Annotated in this window: 16 protein-coding genes; 12 read left to right on the top strand and 4 right to left on the bottom strand. The window is 51.4% G+C overall.

What is annotated here, in order from left to right; genetic code table 11:
* Positions 1-34: 34 nt before the first annotated feature.
* The 3 genes from ABV298_RS01615 (at position 35) to ABV298_RS01605 (ending at position 1,532) form a co-directional block, all read left to right on the top strand.
* The gene (locus tag ABV298_RS01615) at positions 35-340 is read left to right on the top strand and encodes a response regulator receiver protein (RefSeq protein ID WP_353720458.1); all 306 of its coding nucleotides are present in this window, start codon (positions 35-37) and stop codon (positions 338-340) included.
* A 14-nt stretch (positions 341-354) separates the two neighbouring features.
* A complete protein-coding gene (locus ABV298_RS01610; protein ID WP_353720457.1) occupies positions 355-933 on the top strand; it encodes a Crp/Fnr family transcriptional regulator in 579 nt (192 codons plus the stop codon).
* 134 nt (positions 934-1,067) lie between these two features.
* Positions 1,068-1,532, top strand: a complete 465-nt coding sequence (locus ABV298_RS01605) for a PA2169 family four-helix-bundle protein (protein WP_353720456.1) — start codon at positions 1,068-1,070, stop codon at positions 1,530-1,532.
* A 69-nt stretch (positions 1,533-1,601) separates the two neighbouring features.
* Here ABV298_RS01605 and ABV298_RS01600 read toward each other — a convergent pair whose 3' ends face one another.
* From ABV298_RS01600 to ABV298_RS01585, 4 genes are read right to left on the bottom strand one after another with little or no spacing between them, the layout of a single operon-like run.
* The gene (locus ABV298_RS01600; protein WP_353720455.1) at positions 1,602-1,889 is read right to left on the bottom strand and encodes a hypothetical protein; all 288 of its coding nucleotides are present in this window, start codon (positions 1,887-1,889) and stop codon (positions 1,602-1,604) included.
* 49 nt (positions 1,890-1,938) lie between these two features.
* Positions 1,939-2,187, bottom strand: a complete 249-nt coding sequence (locus ABV298_RS01595; protein ID WP_353720454.1) for a hypothetical protein — start codon at positions 2,185-2,187, stop codon at positions 1,939-1,941.
* Positions 2,184-2,678: a CinA family protein gene (locus ABV298_RS01590; protein ID WP_353720453.1), complete on the bottom strand. Its 495-nt coding sequence runs from the start codon at positions 2,676-2,678 to the stop codon at positions 2,184-2,186. Before ABV298_RS01590 ends, ABV298_RS01595 begins: the two co-directional genes overlap by 4 nt.
* Positions 2,679-2,738: 60 nt before the next feature.
* Positions 2,739-3,131 carry a hypothetical protein gene (locus tag ABV298_RS01585; RefSeq protein WP_353720452.1) on the bottom strand — a complete coding sequence of 131 codons (393 nt, stop codon included), beginning with the start codon at positions 3,129-3,131 and terminating at the stop codon, positions 2,739-2,741.
* A 338-nt stretch (positions 3,132-3,469) separates the two neighbouring features.
* On the opposite strand from ABV298_RS01585, the gene ABV298_RS01580 reads away from it, so the two are divergent.
* The 9 genes from ABV298_RS01580 to ABV298_RS01540 all read left to right on the top strand — a co-directional run bounded on the left by ABV298_RS01580 (position 3,470) and on the right by ABV298_RS01540 (position 15,759).
* Positions 3,470-3,793, top strand: a complete 324-nt coding sequence (locus tag ABV298_RS01580) for a hypothetical protein (RefSeq protein ID WP_353720451.1) — start codon at positions 3,470-3,472, stop codon at positions 3,791-3,793.
* Positions 3,794-4,217: 424 nt separating this feature from the next.
* Positions 4,218-5,018, top strand: a complete 801-nt coding sequence (locus ABV298_RS01575) for a glycerophosphodiester phosphodiesterase family protein (protein WP_353720450.1) — start codon at positions 4,218-4,220, stop codon at positions 5,016-5,018.
* An 83-nt stretch (positions 5,019-5,101) separates the two neighbouring features.
* On the top strand, positions 5,102-5,656 hold the full coding sequence (locus ABV298_RS01570; RefSeq protein WP_353720449.1) for a sigma-70 family RNA polymerase sigma factor: 555 nt from the start codon (positions 5,102-5,104) through the stop codon (positions 5,654-5,656).
* A 21-nt stretch (positions 5,657-5,677) separates the two neighbouring features.
* Positions 5,678-6,676 (top strand): FecR domain-containing protein, encoded by a 999-nt coding sequence (locus ABV298_RS01565; RefSeq protein WP_353720448.1) that lies wholly within the window; start codon positions 5,678-5,680, stop codon positions 6,674-6,676.
* Between the two features lie 129 nt (positions 6,677-6,805).
* Positions 6,806-8,638, top strand: a complete 1,833-nt coding sequence (locus tag ABV298_RS01560; protein ID WP_353720447.1) for a SusC/RagA family TonB-linked outer membrane protein — start codon at positions 6,806-6,808, stop codon at positions 8,636-8,638.
* Complete coding sequence (locus ABV298_RS01555) at positions 8,613-10,253, top strand: SusC/RagA family TonB-linked outer membrane protein (RefSeq protein WP_353720446.1); 1,641 nt, start codon at positions 8,613-8,615, stop codon at positions 10,251-10,253. Before ABV298_RS01560 ends, ABV298_RS01555 begins: the two co-directional genes overlap by 26 nt.
* A 42-nt stretch (positions 10,254-10,295) precedes the next feature.
* Positions 10,296-11,738 carry a RagB/SusD family nutrient uptake outer membrane protein gene (locus ABV298_RS01550; RefSeq protein ID WP_353720445.1) on the top strand — a complete coding sequence of 481 codons (1,443 nt, stop codon included), beginning with the start codon at positions 10,296-10,298 and terminating at the stop codon, positions 11,736-11,738.
* A 168-nt stretch (positions 11,739-11,906) separates the two neighbouring features.
* Positions 11,907-12,356, top strand: a complete 450-nt coding sequence (locus tag ABV298_RS01545) for a hypothetical protein (protein ID WP_353720444.1) — start codon at positions 11,907-11,909, stop codon at positions 12,354-12,356.
* Complete coding sequence (locus ABV298_RS01540) at positions 12,289-15,759, top strand: VCBS repeat-containing protein (RefSeq protein WP_353720443.1); 3,471 nt, start codon at positions 12,289-12,291, stop codon at positions 15,757-15,759. The genes ABV298_RS01545 and ABV298_RS01540 overlap by 68 nt, the downstream gene beginning before the upstream one ends.
* Positions 15,760-15,984 lie beyond the last annotated feature (225 nt).

The following is a 15,984-nucleotide window of genomic DNA, read 5'->3' as shown; positions in this document are numbered from 1 at the left end:
GGCTGGCCCGCACACCGGCATAATGCTCAGCAATATGTCCCGAATCAATATTCTGGCGATAGCCAACCATTCCGAAATCCTGGAAACGATGATCCGGCTGATCAATCAGAACGAGTCGTGGCGGGGGATACCGGCAGCCTCCGCGGAGGAAGCCGAAGAGGTGCTTCGTTTAAATTCGATTGATTTAGTACTTTTGGGCGTCGGCGTCGATGAGCAGACGGCGGAGCGCATTGCTTCGCTTTGTGCGACTATCGACCCGCGGATTGTATGTATTCGCCATTTCGGCGGCGGCAGCGGATTGCTTTATTCCGAGATCCGGCACGCATTGACCGGAGGCTAACCTATTACCGGATTATGTTCGAAAAGATTAACAACTACGCATTGAGGTGCTTGCCGTTTACCCCGCAGGACCTCGCATATTTCGATTCGTTGCTTCAATTCAAAACATATCCGAAAAAGACATTCCTGTTGCAACAGGGCGAAATCTGCCAGTTCGAGGCCTATGTGCTCAAAGGCTGCATCCGCACGTATTATATCGACAGCGCCGGCGCGGAGGTTACACTGCAATTCGCGATCGAGGACTGGTGGGTGAGCGACATTACCAGTTTCCATAATCAGACGCCCAGCCATGTTTATATCGAAACCCTCGAAGACTGCGAAGTGCTCGTCCTGACGCCGGAAACTAAGGAAAAATTGCTTTCGACTGTGCCCGGGTTCGAGCGAATGTTCCGGCTGATGGTCCAGCGCAATCTCGCGCAGACGCAGGAACGCCTCTTCCGGACGATTTCGACCAGCGCGGTCGAAAAATACCTCGATTTTCTGAACCGTTACCCGGCTATTCCACAGCGCGTTCCGCAACATTATATCGCCTCCTACCTGGGCTTTTCTCCCGAATTTTTGAGTAAAGTCCGGAGAAAACTAAGCGAAAAATAATGACCGAATGCGTCCGTTGCCCGTATACGGCGCAAAAACCTCCACAAATTCCGACAGGAAAACCCTTTCCGCGCATTCAGGCCGTTTGGAATAATAATTTCTGTGAAATCCGCATCACTAAACATGAATAAGTCATGGCACAAAATGCAGCAATCATAGAAACGCTCAACGACCTGATTCTCATCAATAACGACCGCATCGCGGGGTACGAAAAAGCTTACGAAGAAACGGACGCCAGCGATACGGACCTTCGCTCGCTTTATAATAGCCTGGCCAATCACAGCCGTGACAATGTGCTGGAACTGAGCGGCGAAGTGACCGCCCTGGGTGGTCAGCCGGCGACCGGTACCATGGTATCGGGCAAGTTGTACAGGGTGTGGATGGACGTCCGGGCTGCATTCAGCAGCGATGGCCGCAAAACTTCCCTCGAAAACTCGGAATTCGGCGAAGACGCCGCACAAAAAGCGTACGATTCAGCGCTTGAATCAGATGAATTGACACCCGAACTGCGCGCATTGATCACCCGCCAGAAGGCCACGTTAAAAACGGGGCACGACACGATCAAACGTCTTCGCGACTCGGAAAAGGCATATCATTAAAGCCTTTATATTGAATATATTGCATCTCATCAACAAGCAGGAGGGGCCGGTTACAAACCGGCCCCTTTTTTAATCTTTGCGTTGGGGTTTGCCCAACTCGTCGTCATGCTTTTTTCGGGTAGAATCGGCATTCAGGTTGGATTGGTTGGATGGATATCCCAACGAGTCGTTCTGATTGTCAGCGCCGGTTCCCATTTCCTTTCTGCTTATAGCGCCGCTGCTGTCGTTGGGCGTGGTTTCAGACCGGCTACCGGAGCCCTCGATGGTCTTCTCACGGTTATTGGTCGTGTCGCACGACGCAAGCAAAATGCCTCCGCTCATGCATAATATTGCCAAACTGGCCTTTAAACGGTTCATGGTATCACTGGTTTGTTGATCGCCCGATCGTTACAAAAATAATACCCGCCTACGCGGGCCCCTTTGCATCCCAATGGTCTTTGATTACCTTCCCGCTCGCATCGCGGACTATTACCCTGGCAAACCGGCTGCCCGAAATCTTACCGTTCCGGTCGCGGTTACCGATGAAAAGCACAATCGGATTGCCGTCGGGGTCTGTCCGGAACGTCAGATCGTATTTGCCGAACTTCCTGTCGATTGTCCTTTCCGGCTCGTACCGTTTCGAAAGCTCTTTCAGTAATTTATCGCCGATTTTCATAGCTGTTCGCTGATCACCGGCACTTCCGCGAGGATTAGTACGGCCGTCCTGTCGATGCATTGCAGCACGATTTCTTCGGGGGAACCTGAAAACACCTCCCTGACAGCGACTGATTTGCCGCGCGTAAAAAGGTGAATGAACATTGTTCCAACCGGTTTTTCGGGCGTCTCGCTGCCGCCGGGACAGGTAAGGCCGGTAACCGCAATATGTAAGTCGGCGGGAATGAACGTCTGGAGCCGGTCGGCGAGCTCGCGGGTGACCTCGGCGCTTTCAGGAGTGAACCGGCGTAGCATTTCCTTGGGTACATGCAGGATATTTTCTTTTAATGAAGCGTCGTAGCAGACCAGGCCGCCTTTCAATATGCTCCCCGATTCGGGGCACATCGAAAATTCGGCCGAAAGTCTGCCCGCGGTGGCGCTTTCCACGAAGGCGACTGTCAGCTGACGGTCGGCAAGCGCCTTGCTGCATTGCAATACAATCGGTGATGGCATAATAAAATCACAGGTTTTTTGATGCGCGTTGTTTCAAAAACTCTGCCAGCCACACTCAAGTTACTCTTTATACGTCGTGATGAGAATTTCGGAATCCGTGAGTGCCTTAATCGAATGCGCGAGGCCCGCATGGAAGGACATCATTTGCCCGTTTGTGGTATAAAATACACGGCCTTCCGTTTCGACCTTCAACTCTCCCGACAATACCTGAAACGTGAGGCATTCGTCGATCGGGTGGTCGTTCAACGTCGCCCCGGATTTCAGGATGGCTACTACCATCGTGATTTTCTCGGATTTATAGACCGTTATCGCATTCCTGTCGTTCTTTGCCCACGACTTTTCAGACCGTAGCTGGTCGAGGTACATGGGAATGTCGGTAAAAACATAGGGAGCGTCCAGTATGCGGTCCCCCTCCGGGCGGTTTCCGGTAGCGTGATTGGTTTTGATTTCCATGGTGAATCAGGGTTGATCATTTGTTTGAAATGCAGGAAAATCATGCCACGAAAGAGACCGGCATTATCCTGATAAAATTTAAAGAAAAATAGTGTCAATACAATTGGATGCCTTGTCCCCATGTGGCTACATTTTGGCGGTTTAAATTGCTTTTTGTCATGAAATAGTTGGCTCAAACAAATGAATTTTGCCTTTTAATCAGGAGATCGACCGTTTGATAAATAAAATGGTACTTTTTTTAGAGTTAATCCATTATTTTTGGGCATCACACTCTTAAATAAAATTTAGCTGTGGAAATCAATAACAGGGAATTAGGCGCTACACTTATCCTTCTATGCATGGTCGCTTTTTGGACTTTATCGTCCATTCGAAAGCGGATTGCGGAGGGGAGAAAGAAGAAAATTCTTGAACAGGGCGTTCAGGCGAACGCGACTGTTCTGGCGATCCGGCCTACGGGTGAGTATCTCAACAATCTGCCCGAGTTTCAGGTGCAGGTTCAGGTGAAACCGAAAGCGGGTAATGATTTTGTAACGGAGATGCGGGAAGTACTTCCGTATGCAAAGTATGATTCGATCCGAAAAGGCACCCAGGTACTGGTAAAATATGATCCCGAATACTACAAAAGGGCGATTTTCCTCCAAATGGCAGAGACACTGATCTAGACTTCTATCTGAATTTTACAACAAAAAAGGGTCCCGCGGGACCCTTTTTTTGTTGTACCGGCCAAGCTGCCGGCATGCCTTTGATTTTTCCATTAACAGCGCGGGCTGGCAAGGCGGGCGCTGCGTATATATAGGAGTGAATTGAACTAGTGTGTGTGCGTAAGAGGTAAAAGTGTGTGCATAGCGGGCTCGCAGTGTGTATAGTAAGTCGAAAGAAATAGTGTGTGTATCCGTTTCATTAAGCTCATCGCAAACAAACACTGAAAATCCACGTTCCCCAAACTTGTTGAATGACAGGCAGGGTGCAGTTATCAATCGGTAAAAACGGCGCAAGGCGAACCCTTTTTCCGATCTTTATATTATTGTTAACCACGTACTCCGAATGCCATTCCGGGACTATTTTTACAAACCTGAATAAACCGTTATGAAACAATTTTTCCCGATAATTCTTGCTTATTGCTGCCTGTTAAACCTCGCCGACGCCAGCGGACAAACCGGGGTAGTGCGCCTGATTGCCCACCGCGGCGGAGTGGTGGACAGTACGTTTACTGAAAACGGGCTCCCGGCATTAAGGGAAGCCGCCCGGCAAGGTTACGGAATGATCGAAACGGATATGCGCATTACGGCCGACGGCGTTTTGATGGCCAACCACGATGCAGATTTCATGCGATTTTATGGTGATAGCCGAAGCGTGACCGCGACACGCTGGAAGGAGGCGCAACAGCTCACAAGCCGGTTGGACGGTAACCACCCGATGCTCCTGGAAGACGTATTCCGGTTTTGTGCGGACAACAGGATGGCCGTAATGCTCGACAATAAGATCGCTGGCCTGGATTCCACGGCGTTCGACAAGCTGATTGCATTGCTGGACCGGTATGGTCTCAGGAAAACGGCGCTGATGATCGGCACCGAAGAGTCGACGGCATTTTTTACCGGGAAGGTACGTTTGAGCTGTTCGCGGAGGCAATTGGAGGAAAACATGCGAAAACCCGGTTACCGCGCAGAACACTACTATTTTTTCGAGCGGCCGGCGAAGCTTGCGCAGGAGGATGCGGCGTGGGCGCGCAAGCATAACATTCGCCTGGTGGCGGCCATTAACAAGTTCCATTACCGCAATTCCCCGGACATGATGGCCGACGCCCAAAAGGATTGTGAACGTATGCTTCGGTATGGTATCACGGAATTTCAGATCGATTCGGAGTTCCGGAAGTTTCTGGTGAAATAGTTTTTAAAAAAATCACAAACAGTTTAGGGGTTTGTGAAGGTTGTTTGACTATACATACAGATCCGGGAAAAGGAGCACCCCTCATGACTAAATTTCTAACCGATGAACAGCTGGTAGGACAGCTCCGGGAAAGCAATAAGCGTGCTTTCGAGGAGATTTACGACCGTTACTGGTATAAGTTGTTCTGTATCTCCTATCACCAGGTCGGGTCGAGGGAGGAATCGGAGGAGCTCGTACACGATATTTTCGAGAGCCTCTGGAACAAGCGGCTGGAAACCGAAATAAGGAACCTGGGAACATATCTGGTGATCGCCATGAAATACCGGGTGACGAATTTCATCAGGTCGCAGATCACCTGGCGGCGGTACCAGGAGTATTTGATCCTTAATAAAATACAGGAGACCTATTCGACGGATGAAATAGTGCAGTTTTCTGATTTGTCGCGGGCGGTAGACGAGGTCATGCGCAAACTGCCCGAAAAAACCAGTCGCGTATTTCAGCTAAGCCGGTTCGAGAACCGCCCCGTTAAAGATATCGCCGAAGAATTGAACATCTCGGAGAAAGCGGTGGAGTACCACATTACCAAATCATTGAAAGCATTAAAAGAAAATCTCTGGATGTACTATTCCAGTAACTAAAACCTATACACGCCTCCGCAGATGACGTCATACAGCTACGACAAACTGATCGAAAAATACATAGCCGGGGAAACGACGGCGGACGAGGACAGGTGGATGGAACGATATCTCCGCGAAAATCCTGTGAATGATTCGGAAGTATTGCTATCCGAGAAAGACGAGATCGGACGGCGGATCAGGCAGAAATTGCTGGCAAATACGACCCGGAAGCCGGTCCCGGCCGGCTGGTGGTGGATGGTTGCCGCAGCTTCGGTAGCGCTCGTGGCGGGCTTTTTTCTCTACAAATCGCCGGAACAAAGTACTTATTCCCCACTGTTCAGCTCGCTCTGGAACGCTGATGACGAGGGTTTTGCGGTAAGCAATACCTCGCGAAAGCCGCAGCGCCTGACGCTGGGCGACGGCAGCCTGGTAATCCTGCAACCCAGGAGCCGGATCAGCTATCCCGACGATTTCGGGAAGCGCAAAAGAATGGTGTATTTGCACGGCGAGGCCTTTTTTCGGGTAAAAAGGGACGTGACCCGACCGTTTATCGTGGCCACCGGAAATCTTGCGACGCAAGTGCTGGGAACCAGTTTCAATGTAAAGTCCTACGATGGCGCCGGTTCCATCGAGGTGCAGGTGGCAACCGGGCGCGTTTCCGTGTATGAAACCTCCGACAGCAAAACTTCCAGCAAGAACGGGTTCATTCTCACGCCCAATCAGAAAGTGGTGTTCGACAAGGACTCACGGAAAATGGAGCTGGGGATCGTCAATAACCCGGTGGCTGTCAAGCCCGGCGAATCGCGGACGTCGTTCGAGTTTTCGGAAACACCGGCCGTGGATGTGCTGGCATTGCTGGAAAAAACCTATGGCATCGATATCGTGCTGGAAGGCGACGTTTTGCGGAACTGCCTTTTTACCGGCGATCTCAACGACCTGCCGATGTTCGATCAGCTCGACCTGATCTGCAAGGCCGTGAATGTGGAATACGAACGCCGCGGTGCATCGCTGTTCATTGCAGGCGAGGGATGCGGCGACTGATGGTGAAATATTAAGCGAGTTTAAATAAATGCCGGCCATGCGCTAACATGCCCGGCTCTTGAATACCCTTCCTGGCAGAAGGATACCGTTTGTTTTTGAGTTGTTCAGTCCACAAAAACCTTTAAAATTATGCATAAAAAAATACCCTACAAAAGGGTTGTTTACAAAGTCATGAGTACTACGGCTAAACAACTTTTGCTTGCCCTGATATGCTGTGGGATCTCCATGGCGAACGGCGTTTATAGCCAGGAGTTGCTCAACAAGGAGATTTCCCTGAAAGTGGAGTCGCTGGAAATCAGGCAGGTGTTGCGGCAGATCGAGAAACAGGCGGATGTTAAGTTCGTATACAGCTCCGGCAGTATCCAGGGAAGAAGTACAGTCGCGGCGAAACAACTGCAGGGTTCCCTTAACCGCGTGCTCGATCAGTTGCTCACACCCCTCAATGTTTCCTATGAAGTGGTCGGAAATTCCCGTATCCTGCTAAGGAAAAAGAGCGATCCGCAAAGCGCAGCCCCATTTCGCACCGAGACGGCAGGCAATCCCGCCGACCGAACGGTGACGGGAAAAGTCGTCGACGAGAAAGGCGATGGATTGCCCGGGGTGAATATCCTCATCGTGGGCAGCCAGCAGGGGACTACTTCCGATCAGAACGGCCAGTTTCAGCTGAATGTGCCCGATAATGGCGCCACATTGCGGTTCTCGTTCATCGGCTATGTAAGCCAGGACGCCGTGGTGGGAAACAGCTCGGTGATCAATATTACAATGGCGCCGGATGTAAGCGCATTGAAAGAAGTAGTGGTGGTGGGATATGGCACACAGGAAAAAAAGGATGTGACCGGAGCGGTTTCGTCCGTGAAAGGGTCTGACTTTCAAAATCTTCCGTCGGGTGGTGCGCAGCAGGCCTTGCAGGGCCGTGCGGCGGGGGTGAATGTGATCCGTAACGGTGGGGCACCCGGCGACGCGGGCACGATCCAGATCCGCGGCTTCGGTACGGTCAACAATGCCGACCCGCTGGTGGTGATCGACGGCGTGCCGGCCGGCTCGATGAACGATGTGAACCCAAACGACATTGAGTCCATCGAAATCCTGAAAGACGCCTCGGCATCGGCTATTTACGGAACACGTGCGGCCAACGGGGTGGTGATCATTACGACGAAACGCGGCACATTCGATAATCCGATCACGGCAACGGTCAATGGGTACGTCGGCGTAAGCAACCGCATCAAGATCCTCGATATGCTGGAAGCGCCCGACCTGGCCAGGTTGAAACAGGAAGCATACAAAAACGACGGCTTGCCCGTACCTCCGATCTGGGAGGATGCGCAATACCAGACCCAGAGAACCAACTGGCAGGAGGCATTGCTGAAACAGGGCGTCACGCAGAATTACGACGCGGCGATCCGTGGCGGGGGAAAATATTCCTCCTTCTCGATTTCGGGAGGTTATTATAATGAAAAAGGCATTATCGGGAAGTCGTACTACAAGAGGTACACGTTCCGCGTCAACTCGGACCACAAAATCGGTTCGAGGTTGAAAATCGGGCAAAACTTGCAGTTTACCAACACCCATAATACCGCCCCGAACACGACTTCTTCACAAACGGGCCTGCTTTGGAGCGCGATCCGCTTCCATCCGGGCCTGCCGGTCCGCAATGCCGATGGCTCGTATAGCTCCACGAAGGGGATCGGCGCGTTTGGCGATATCAACAACCCTATTTTCACAGTCGATACCCAGGATCAGAACAACATCCGTAACCGTTTTCTCGGAAGCCTGACAGGCGAGCTGGAACTCCTCAAAGGCCTGAAACTGCGTGCAAACCTGGCTATGGACGCCACATTTTCGGAAAGCACCAATTTCGAGATTAAGATCAACGATCAGTTCCGGACCAACTCCTATAACCAGCTCGACCTGACGCACGGTAAATACTGGTCTTTTTTTGCAGGAATATTTTCTTTCCTATGACAAAAAGTTCGGGACACACAACCTGAGCCTGGTAGGCGGCTATACGTCCCAGACCTTCAACAGCATTTCGTCCAGGCAGCGCGGGCGCGATTTCGCCAGCGAAGATCCTACGTTACGTTACCTGCAGTATGCCGGAACGATCGTGTCCGTGGCAGGGGAGGACGGCAACCGCAGCTACGATGCGCTGGCTTCCTGGTTCGGGCGTGCCAATTACTCGCTCATGGACCGCTACTTGCTCACCGCAACATTCCGCGCCGATGGTTCGTCCAAATTTGCGCCGGGCAACCGTTGGGGCTACTTTCCCGCATTTTCGCTCGGATGGAGGCTGTCGGAAGAAGATTTTTTCAAAAATACATTGCCGGTGTTCAGCAACTTCAAGCTTACCGGCGGCTGGGGGCAGCTGGGCAACCAGAATGTGAATTCGTTGCAGTACCTGGCACTGATCAACTCGTCGTACCGGTACGCACTAGGTGCGGGCGGTACGCAGAACCCGATTTCGGGAGCGGCACAAAGCCGCCTGGCCAACCTGCAAATCGGATGGGAAACGGCCGAAATGACCAACTTCGGTGTGGAGGCCGGGCTTTGGAAGAACGCATTGTACCTTTCGGTCAACTATTTTATCAAGGACACCAAGAAAATGCTGCTGGCGCCGCCGTCCGTCGGAACGATCGGCACCTCCGTTATTCCCGATCAGAATATCGGCCAGCTGCGTAACAAGGGGGTAGAAATCGAGGCGTCGTACCGCCATTCCTTTGGCGATCTTACCTTCAATGTGAGCGGCAATGCGACTTTGATCAAAAACCGCATTACCAAATTGGCTACTCCGGGTGGCTTCCTTGCATCTCAATTGTACGGCCGCGGGCAACAGGAGATCGTGCGCACATACGAGAACCATCCCTACGGCACTTTTTACGGCTATAAAACAAATGGCTTATACCAAAGCCAGGGAGAGATCGATTCGGACCCAAACATCGCTAACGATTCCCGCAAAACCAATGGACAGATCCATCCCGGCGACGTGCGTTTTCTCGACTTGACGGGCGATGGCGTGGTCGACGACAAAGACCGGACGATTATCGGAAGCCCGCAGCCGAAGATTAACTATGGGCTGAATGCCGGACTGGCCTACAAAGGGTTCGATCTGAACCTGTTCTTCGTAGGGGTGGGAGGCGTTTCCATTTTTAATGCCGACAGAATGCAGGGCCTCGACGCTAGCTATTCGTTTAATCTCTATAACGAGGCGAATGAGCGCTGGAACGGCGCCGGTACCAGCAACACCGTGCCGCGTTTGAGTATCGATAACCCGAACCGCAATTTCCGGCCTTCCGACCTGTTCGTGGAAAAAGGGGATTTCTTCCGCCTGAAAAACTTTACACTAGGTTATACCATTCCGAAAACGGTACTCGAAAAGGTGAAACTGTCACAGGCGCGGATTTACGTTACAGGGCAGAACGTGTTTACGCTGACCAGGTACTCCGGTATGAACCCTGAACTGGGTTATGTCGGCAACGACGCGGGTTCCAAAGCGGCAGGTCTTTACAGCCAGCTCAACGTGGATTACGCGCAATATCCGCAGGCGCGCACATGGACCATCGGAGCCACCCTGTCCTTTTAACTAAAAATCAAGACCGAAAGATCTTTCAAAAGACAACCCGACATGAAAAAGATATATGTAATGGCCGGATGGCTCTTCCTGATAGCCGCAATCAGTTGTAACGACGATCTGCTCGAAAGCACGCCTTACGGCCAGGTTACGTCCCAGCAATTCTGGCGTAACGGCGACGACGTGGTAGCTGCTACCAATGCCATTTACGCCCCGCTGCTCAACGAAGACGGCTTTGCCCATACCGAGTACACATTCGACAACTGTTCCGACGACATGAACCGTGCCGGCGACCATTCCGACGAGACCTCGCTGGAAATGTTCACGTTCGATGCGGCCAACTCGCACATTCTGGCTACCTGGTCGACGAAGTACGAGGTAATATCGCGTGCAAATGCGGTGTTAATCAACGCGCCGAAAGTGACCATGGACGAGGCGTTGCGGAACCGCAGCATGGGCGAAGCGTATTTTTTACGTGGATTTGTATACTGGCGCCTTTCACTGATTTACGGTGAAGTGCCTATTATCCTGGAAGAAGATGCTTTGAATAACAACTATAACAAACCGAAGGCGACCCTCGCGGAGGTCCGTGCGCAAGCGGAATCCGATTTTCAGAAAGCGGCCAGTCTCCTGCCGGTGAGCCACGATGCAAGTGAAGCGGGCCGGGTTACGCAGGGGTCGGCCAATGGATTTCTTACAAAATTGTACGTATACCAGGAAAACTGGCCCAAAGCGATCGAAGCGGGCCAGAAAGTGATCGGAAATGCGGCCTATAAGCTGGCCGACAGCTACAACGAGAACTTCCAGCTGGTGACCGAGAACAACCCTGAGATCCTTTTCTCGCTGCAATACGAGACCGGCTGGACGACCGACAACTCGCCGACCTTTTACCACACGCCGCAGGCATTTGGAGGCTGGGGTTTCCACGAACCGATCGAAGACCTCGTGAAGGAATTTGAAAAAGGCGATCCGAGACGGACCTATTCGATTTACAGTCCGGGCGATAAAGTCGAGCGTGGTGCAGCAGGTACTACCACCTTCGCGGCGAATATGACCCGCGTTACCGGCTATTCGTTCAGGAAATACACCAGCTTTACAGATGCCGGCGATATGAGCCAGAGCCTGAATGCTCCTTTCCTTCGTTCCGCGGATGTTTACCTGCTCGTGGCCGAAGCGAAAATCCGTTCGGGGCAAAGTGGTGATAGCGAGCTGAATGCAGTTCGGAAGCGCGCCGGACTGGCCGCTAAGACGGGCGCCAAAATGGCTGATATCATGCATGAGCGCCGCGTCGAGCTGGCCGGTGAAAACGAGCGTCACCAGGACCTGATGCGCTGGGATAAAGCCGGGCTGATCGATATCGTGGCGCATTACAAAATCGCGCGCGGACCATTCAAACCGAGCCGTAATTTCATCAAACCCAAGCACTACTACTTCCCCCTGCCGCAGCGCGAGGTGGATTTGAGTAACGGGGTTTTGAAGCAGAACAGTAATTATTAATGATTGAATGATTGAATGATTGAATGATTGAATGATTGAATGATTGAATGATTGAATGATTGAATGATTGAATGATTGAATGATTGAATGATTGAATGATTGAATGATTATAGTGTAAAAGAAAAAATATTCGGTCATTCAGTCATTCGGTCATTCAAAATTAAGACAATGCCACAACTTCGAAACTTGCTAACCATTTTGGCCCTGCCCGCCATCCTCCTCGCCTCGTGCCAAACCCGCCAGGACGCACTGGAAGGCGTTTGGCGTACGGATTCGATCAGGAACTTCGTGAATGGGTTCAGTTTTACCAATAATACTTTTGACGAGCATTGGTCTACCTTCGAGTATGGGGCCGATGGGGTGATGATCGAGCGCAAAAAGGAGAGATTCAAGACCTACCATTATCAGCTCCCTTCTGCCGATTCGCTGATTTACACCGATTCGATCGGCCACAGGCTGAGCGGTTTCCAAATCGTGAAGCTTACCAATGAGCAGCTGATATTGAAAAAGGCACAGAAGCCTTACCTTCCCGGCAAAAATCAGGAACTGTATGAAGTCAGGTTTTTTAGCAAAATACATACGCCTGCCGCAGGAACGCCTGCCGCAGGAACGCAATAAAGTATTTGCCATGACCCGCCCGCTATCTCTGTTTTTATGCATTGCCTTTCTGACTGGCGCCTGTACTTCTAAAAAAGAAGGCAATAAGCTGTTCGAACTGCTGTCACCCGACCAGACAGGCGTACATTTTAATAACCGGCTTCATGAAAACGACCAGCTCAACATCCTCACTTACGAATACTTCTATAACGGAGGCGGGGTAGGGGCCGGTGACATCAACAACGACGGGCTTACCGACTTGTTCTTTACCGGCAATATGAGCGAGAGCAAGTTGTACATGAACAAAAGTAAAGATCAGCGGATTCAGTTCGAGGATATTACGGCTCCATCCGGCATTCAGGTTGACGGGGGTTGGGCGAGGGGCGTGGCGATGGTGGATATCAATGCGGACGGTTTCCTGGATATCTACGTATGCCGGGCAGGTCCGGCACAGGTTGGTTCGTTGCCGAACCTGCTCTTCATCAATCAGAAAAACAACACATTTAAAGAAGAAGCAAAAACTTACGGCCTCGATTTCAGCGGCAACACCACGCAGGCCGCCTTCTTTGATTACGATCACGATGGCGATCTGGACGCTTACCTCGTCACGAATGTGATGAATATGCACGGGCCCAATAATATCCGGCCGAAAGTCAGCGATGGCAGTTCCCCCAATGCTGACCGTCTTTTCCGCAATAATGGAAACGGCACATTCACTGATGTTTCCAAAGAATCCGGCATTCTCGAAGAGGGCTATGGACTCGGTATCGCGGTCACTGACGTAAACAATGATGGCTGGCCGGACGTCTACGTTTCCAACGATTATGTATCTAACGACCTGCTTTATATCAACCAGCAGAATGGGACTTTCAAAAACGAAACAGCATCTTATTTCAAGCATCAAAGCTATTCGGCAATGGGTAATGACGCTGCGGATATCGATAATGATGGCTTGGTCGACTTCATTACCGTGGATATGCTGCCGGAGGACCCTGTTCGCCGGAAGAATATGTTTGGACTGATGAACTATGACCGGCATTTGTCGGAGCTGAGGATGGGCTATGAGCCGCAGTTCATGCGCAACACTTTGCAGCACAATGAGGGCAACGCGCCAGGCGAAAACCGGCCCGTTTTCAGCGAAATAGGGCGCTACTCGGGTGTGGAAGCCACCGATTGGAGCTGGGGCGCATTGTTTGCCGACTATGACAACGACGGTTTTCGCGACCTGATGATCACCAACGGCTATCCCAAGGACATCACCAACCGCGACTTTGTGATTTACCGTATGGCCGAGTACGAAATGCAAATGCGCACCGGTCGGGGCGATAACCGCCGGCTGGCTGAGGCATTGAAGAAAGTAGAAGGTGCCCATGTGCCCAACTACCTGTTTGCCAACAACCGCGACCTCACATTCGCCAACAAATCGGCAGAATGGGGTTTTGATATTCCATCATTCTCCAATGGCGCGGTGTATGCCGATTTTGACAATGATGGCGATTTGGATATCGCGATGAATAACATCGATCAGGAAGCTTTTTTATATGAAAACCATTCTGAACGCAATGCGGAACATCATTCGCTGACTGTGAAACTGAAAGGTTCCATATTGAACCGGGACGGGCTCGGCGCCAAAATCTGGCTCTGGACGGCCAAAGGCCAGCAGTATGCCGAGCATTCGCCCTACCGCGGCTACCAGTCGACCACCGAGCCCAACCGCGAGCATTTCGGCCTCGGCAGTGCGGCCCAAATCGATAGCCTGGCAGTGATCTGGCCCGACTCGCGGATGCAGGTTTTAAAAAACATGAAGGCCGGCCAAATGCTCGAACTGGATTATGCAAAAGCGACAACAAATGCTCCCGCAAACTATCCCAAGCCTACCCGCAATGCATCAATTGCACCATTATTCACAGGATTGAAGCATAGCGGCATTGATTTTCAGCACCAGGACGAACTCTACATCGACTTCAAAATACAGCCATTGTTACCACATTTGCTATCCCAAAACGGACCGGGTATCACGGTCGCTGACGTGAACGACGACGGACTAGATGATTTTTACATCGGTGGAGCATTCAACCAGTCCGGGCAAATGTTTATTCAGGGCAGGCAGCAGCGTTTCAGCGCGAAGGCGCTGGTATCCGGGCAGAAATATGAAGAGGATATGGGTACGCTGTTCTTCGACGCTGATGGCGATGGCTACCCAGATTTGTACGTCGTGAGCGGCAGCAACGAGTTTGAGGCTGGCTCGCGATATTATCAGGATAGGCTCTATACTAATGATGGTAAAGGGAATTTCAGCTTAAATACCCGTGCATTGCCTCTGCTCACGGGCAGCGGCTCTACGGTAAATGCCGCTGATTTCGACCGCGACGGTGATCTCGATCTTTTCATAGGAGGCCGGCTCGCTCCCGGTGCTTACCCGATGCCGGGGGAGAGCTATATTCTGCGCAACGAGGGAGGCGGGTTCACGGAAGTAACACAGCAGGTTTGTCCCGAAATTAAAAGGATTGGCATGGTAACCACGGCATTGTGGACCGATTTCGATCAGGATGGCTGGGTAGACCTCATCGTAGCAGGCGAATGGATGCCCATTGTTTTGTACAAAAATACTAACGGTAAGCTGCTCAACGTGAGCACACAAACGAGCTTGAAAAACACAACCGGCTGGTGGAACAGCATTGTTTCCGGCGACTTCGACGAGGACGGTGATAACGATTATGTGCTTGGTAACGTAGGCCTGAACGGCGAAGGAAAACCCTCGAACGACAAACCGCTGACATTGCTCGCCAAAGATTTCGATAAAAGCGGCACCATGGACCCTGTCATTGCCCGGTACATTGGCAGCGATCTCTATCCCACGCACCCGCGCGACGAAATGACGAGTCAGATGAATTTCCTCAAAAAGCGCTTCGTCTACTACGCTGATTATTCCAATGCGAAAATTACCGATATTTTCAAACCCGAAGAGCTCGAAGATGCCCGCAAACTGGTTTGTGAAACCATGCAATCGGTATTGCTCGAAAACAAGGGTGGCGGGAAGTTCGCATTGAAATACCTGCCTGCTGCGGCCCAAATGGGTGCCGTTTATGGCCTGCTGGCCGAAGATTTCAACCAGGATGGTCACCTTGACCTGATGCTTTCAGGCAATAGCCACGCCACAGAATCTATTAGCGGAAGGTTGGACGGGCTGAACGGATTGCTGATGCTTGGCGACGGCAAAGGTGGATTCATACCGTTGAATGCAGCCCGGAGCGGCATATTTGTACCAGGCGACGCAAAGGGAATGGCGCATTTGCGGTTGAATAATGGAGAATCATTGATTTTAGCCGCTCAAAATAACGGCCCGTTGCTGGCATTTGTGGGGGGGGGGGTGATAACAAAATGGTTTATATTAAACCCAACGCGCAAGACGCAGTCGCGGTAGCGACATATTCCGACGGCCGTTCGAAGCGCATTGAATTAGCATACGGTTCGGGCTATTTATCGCAATCTAGCCGGAATGTGGCATTGCCGCGCGAGGGATTGAAAAGGGTTGAAGTTACCGATTTTCGCGGACATACGAGAGAGGTGGCGTTTTAGTTGCTGTTGCATCCTGACGGGATTTTTGAAAATTCGCTAACATGTTTTTGCTACCAATATTACATCGCTA

Origin of the sequence: Dyadobacter sp. 676, assembly GCF_040448675.1 — a bacterium.
Classification (GTDB): Bacteria; Bacteroidota; Bacteroidia; order Cytophagales; family Spirosomataceae; genus Dyadobacter.
The sequence above is the reverse complement of the archived record's forward strand: the minus strand, read 5'-3'. Positions and strand labels throughout refer to the sequence as shown.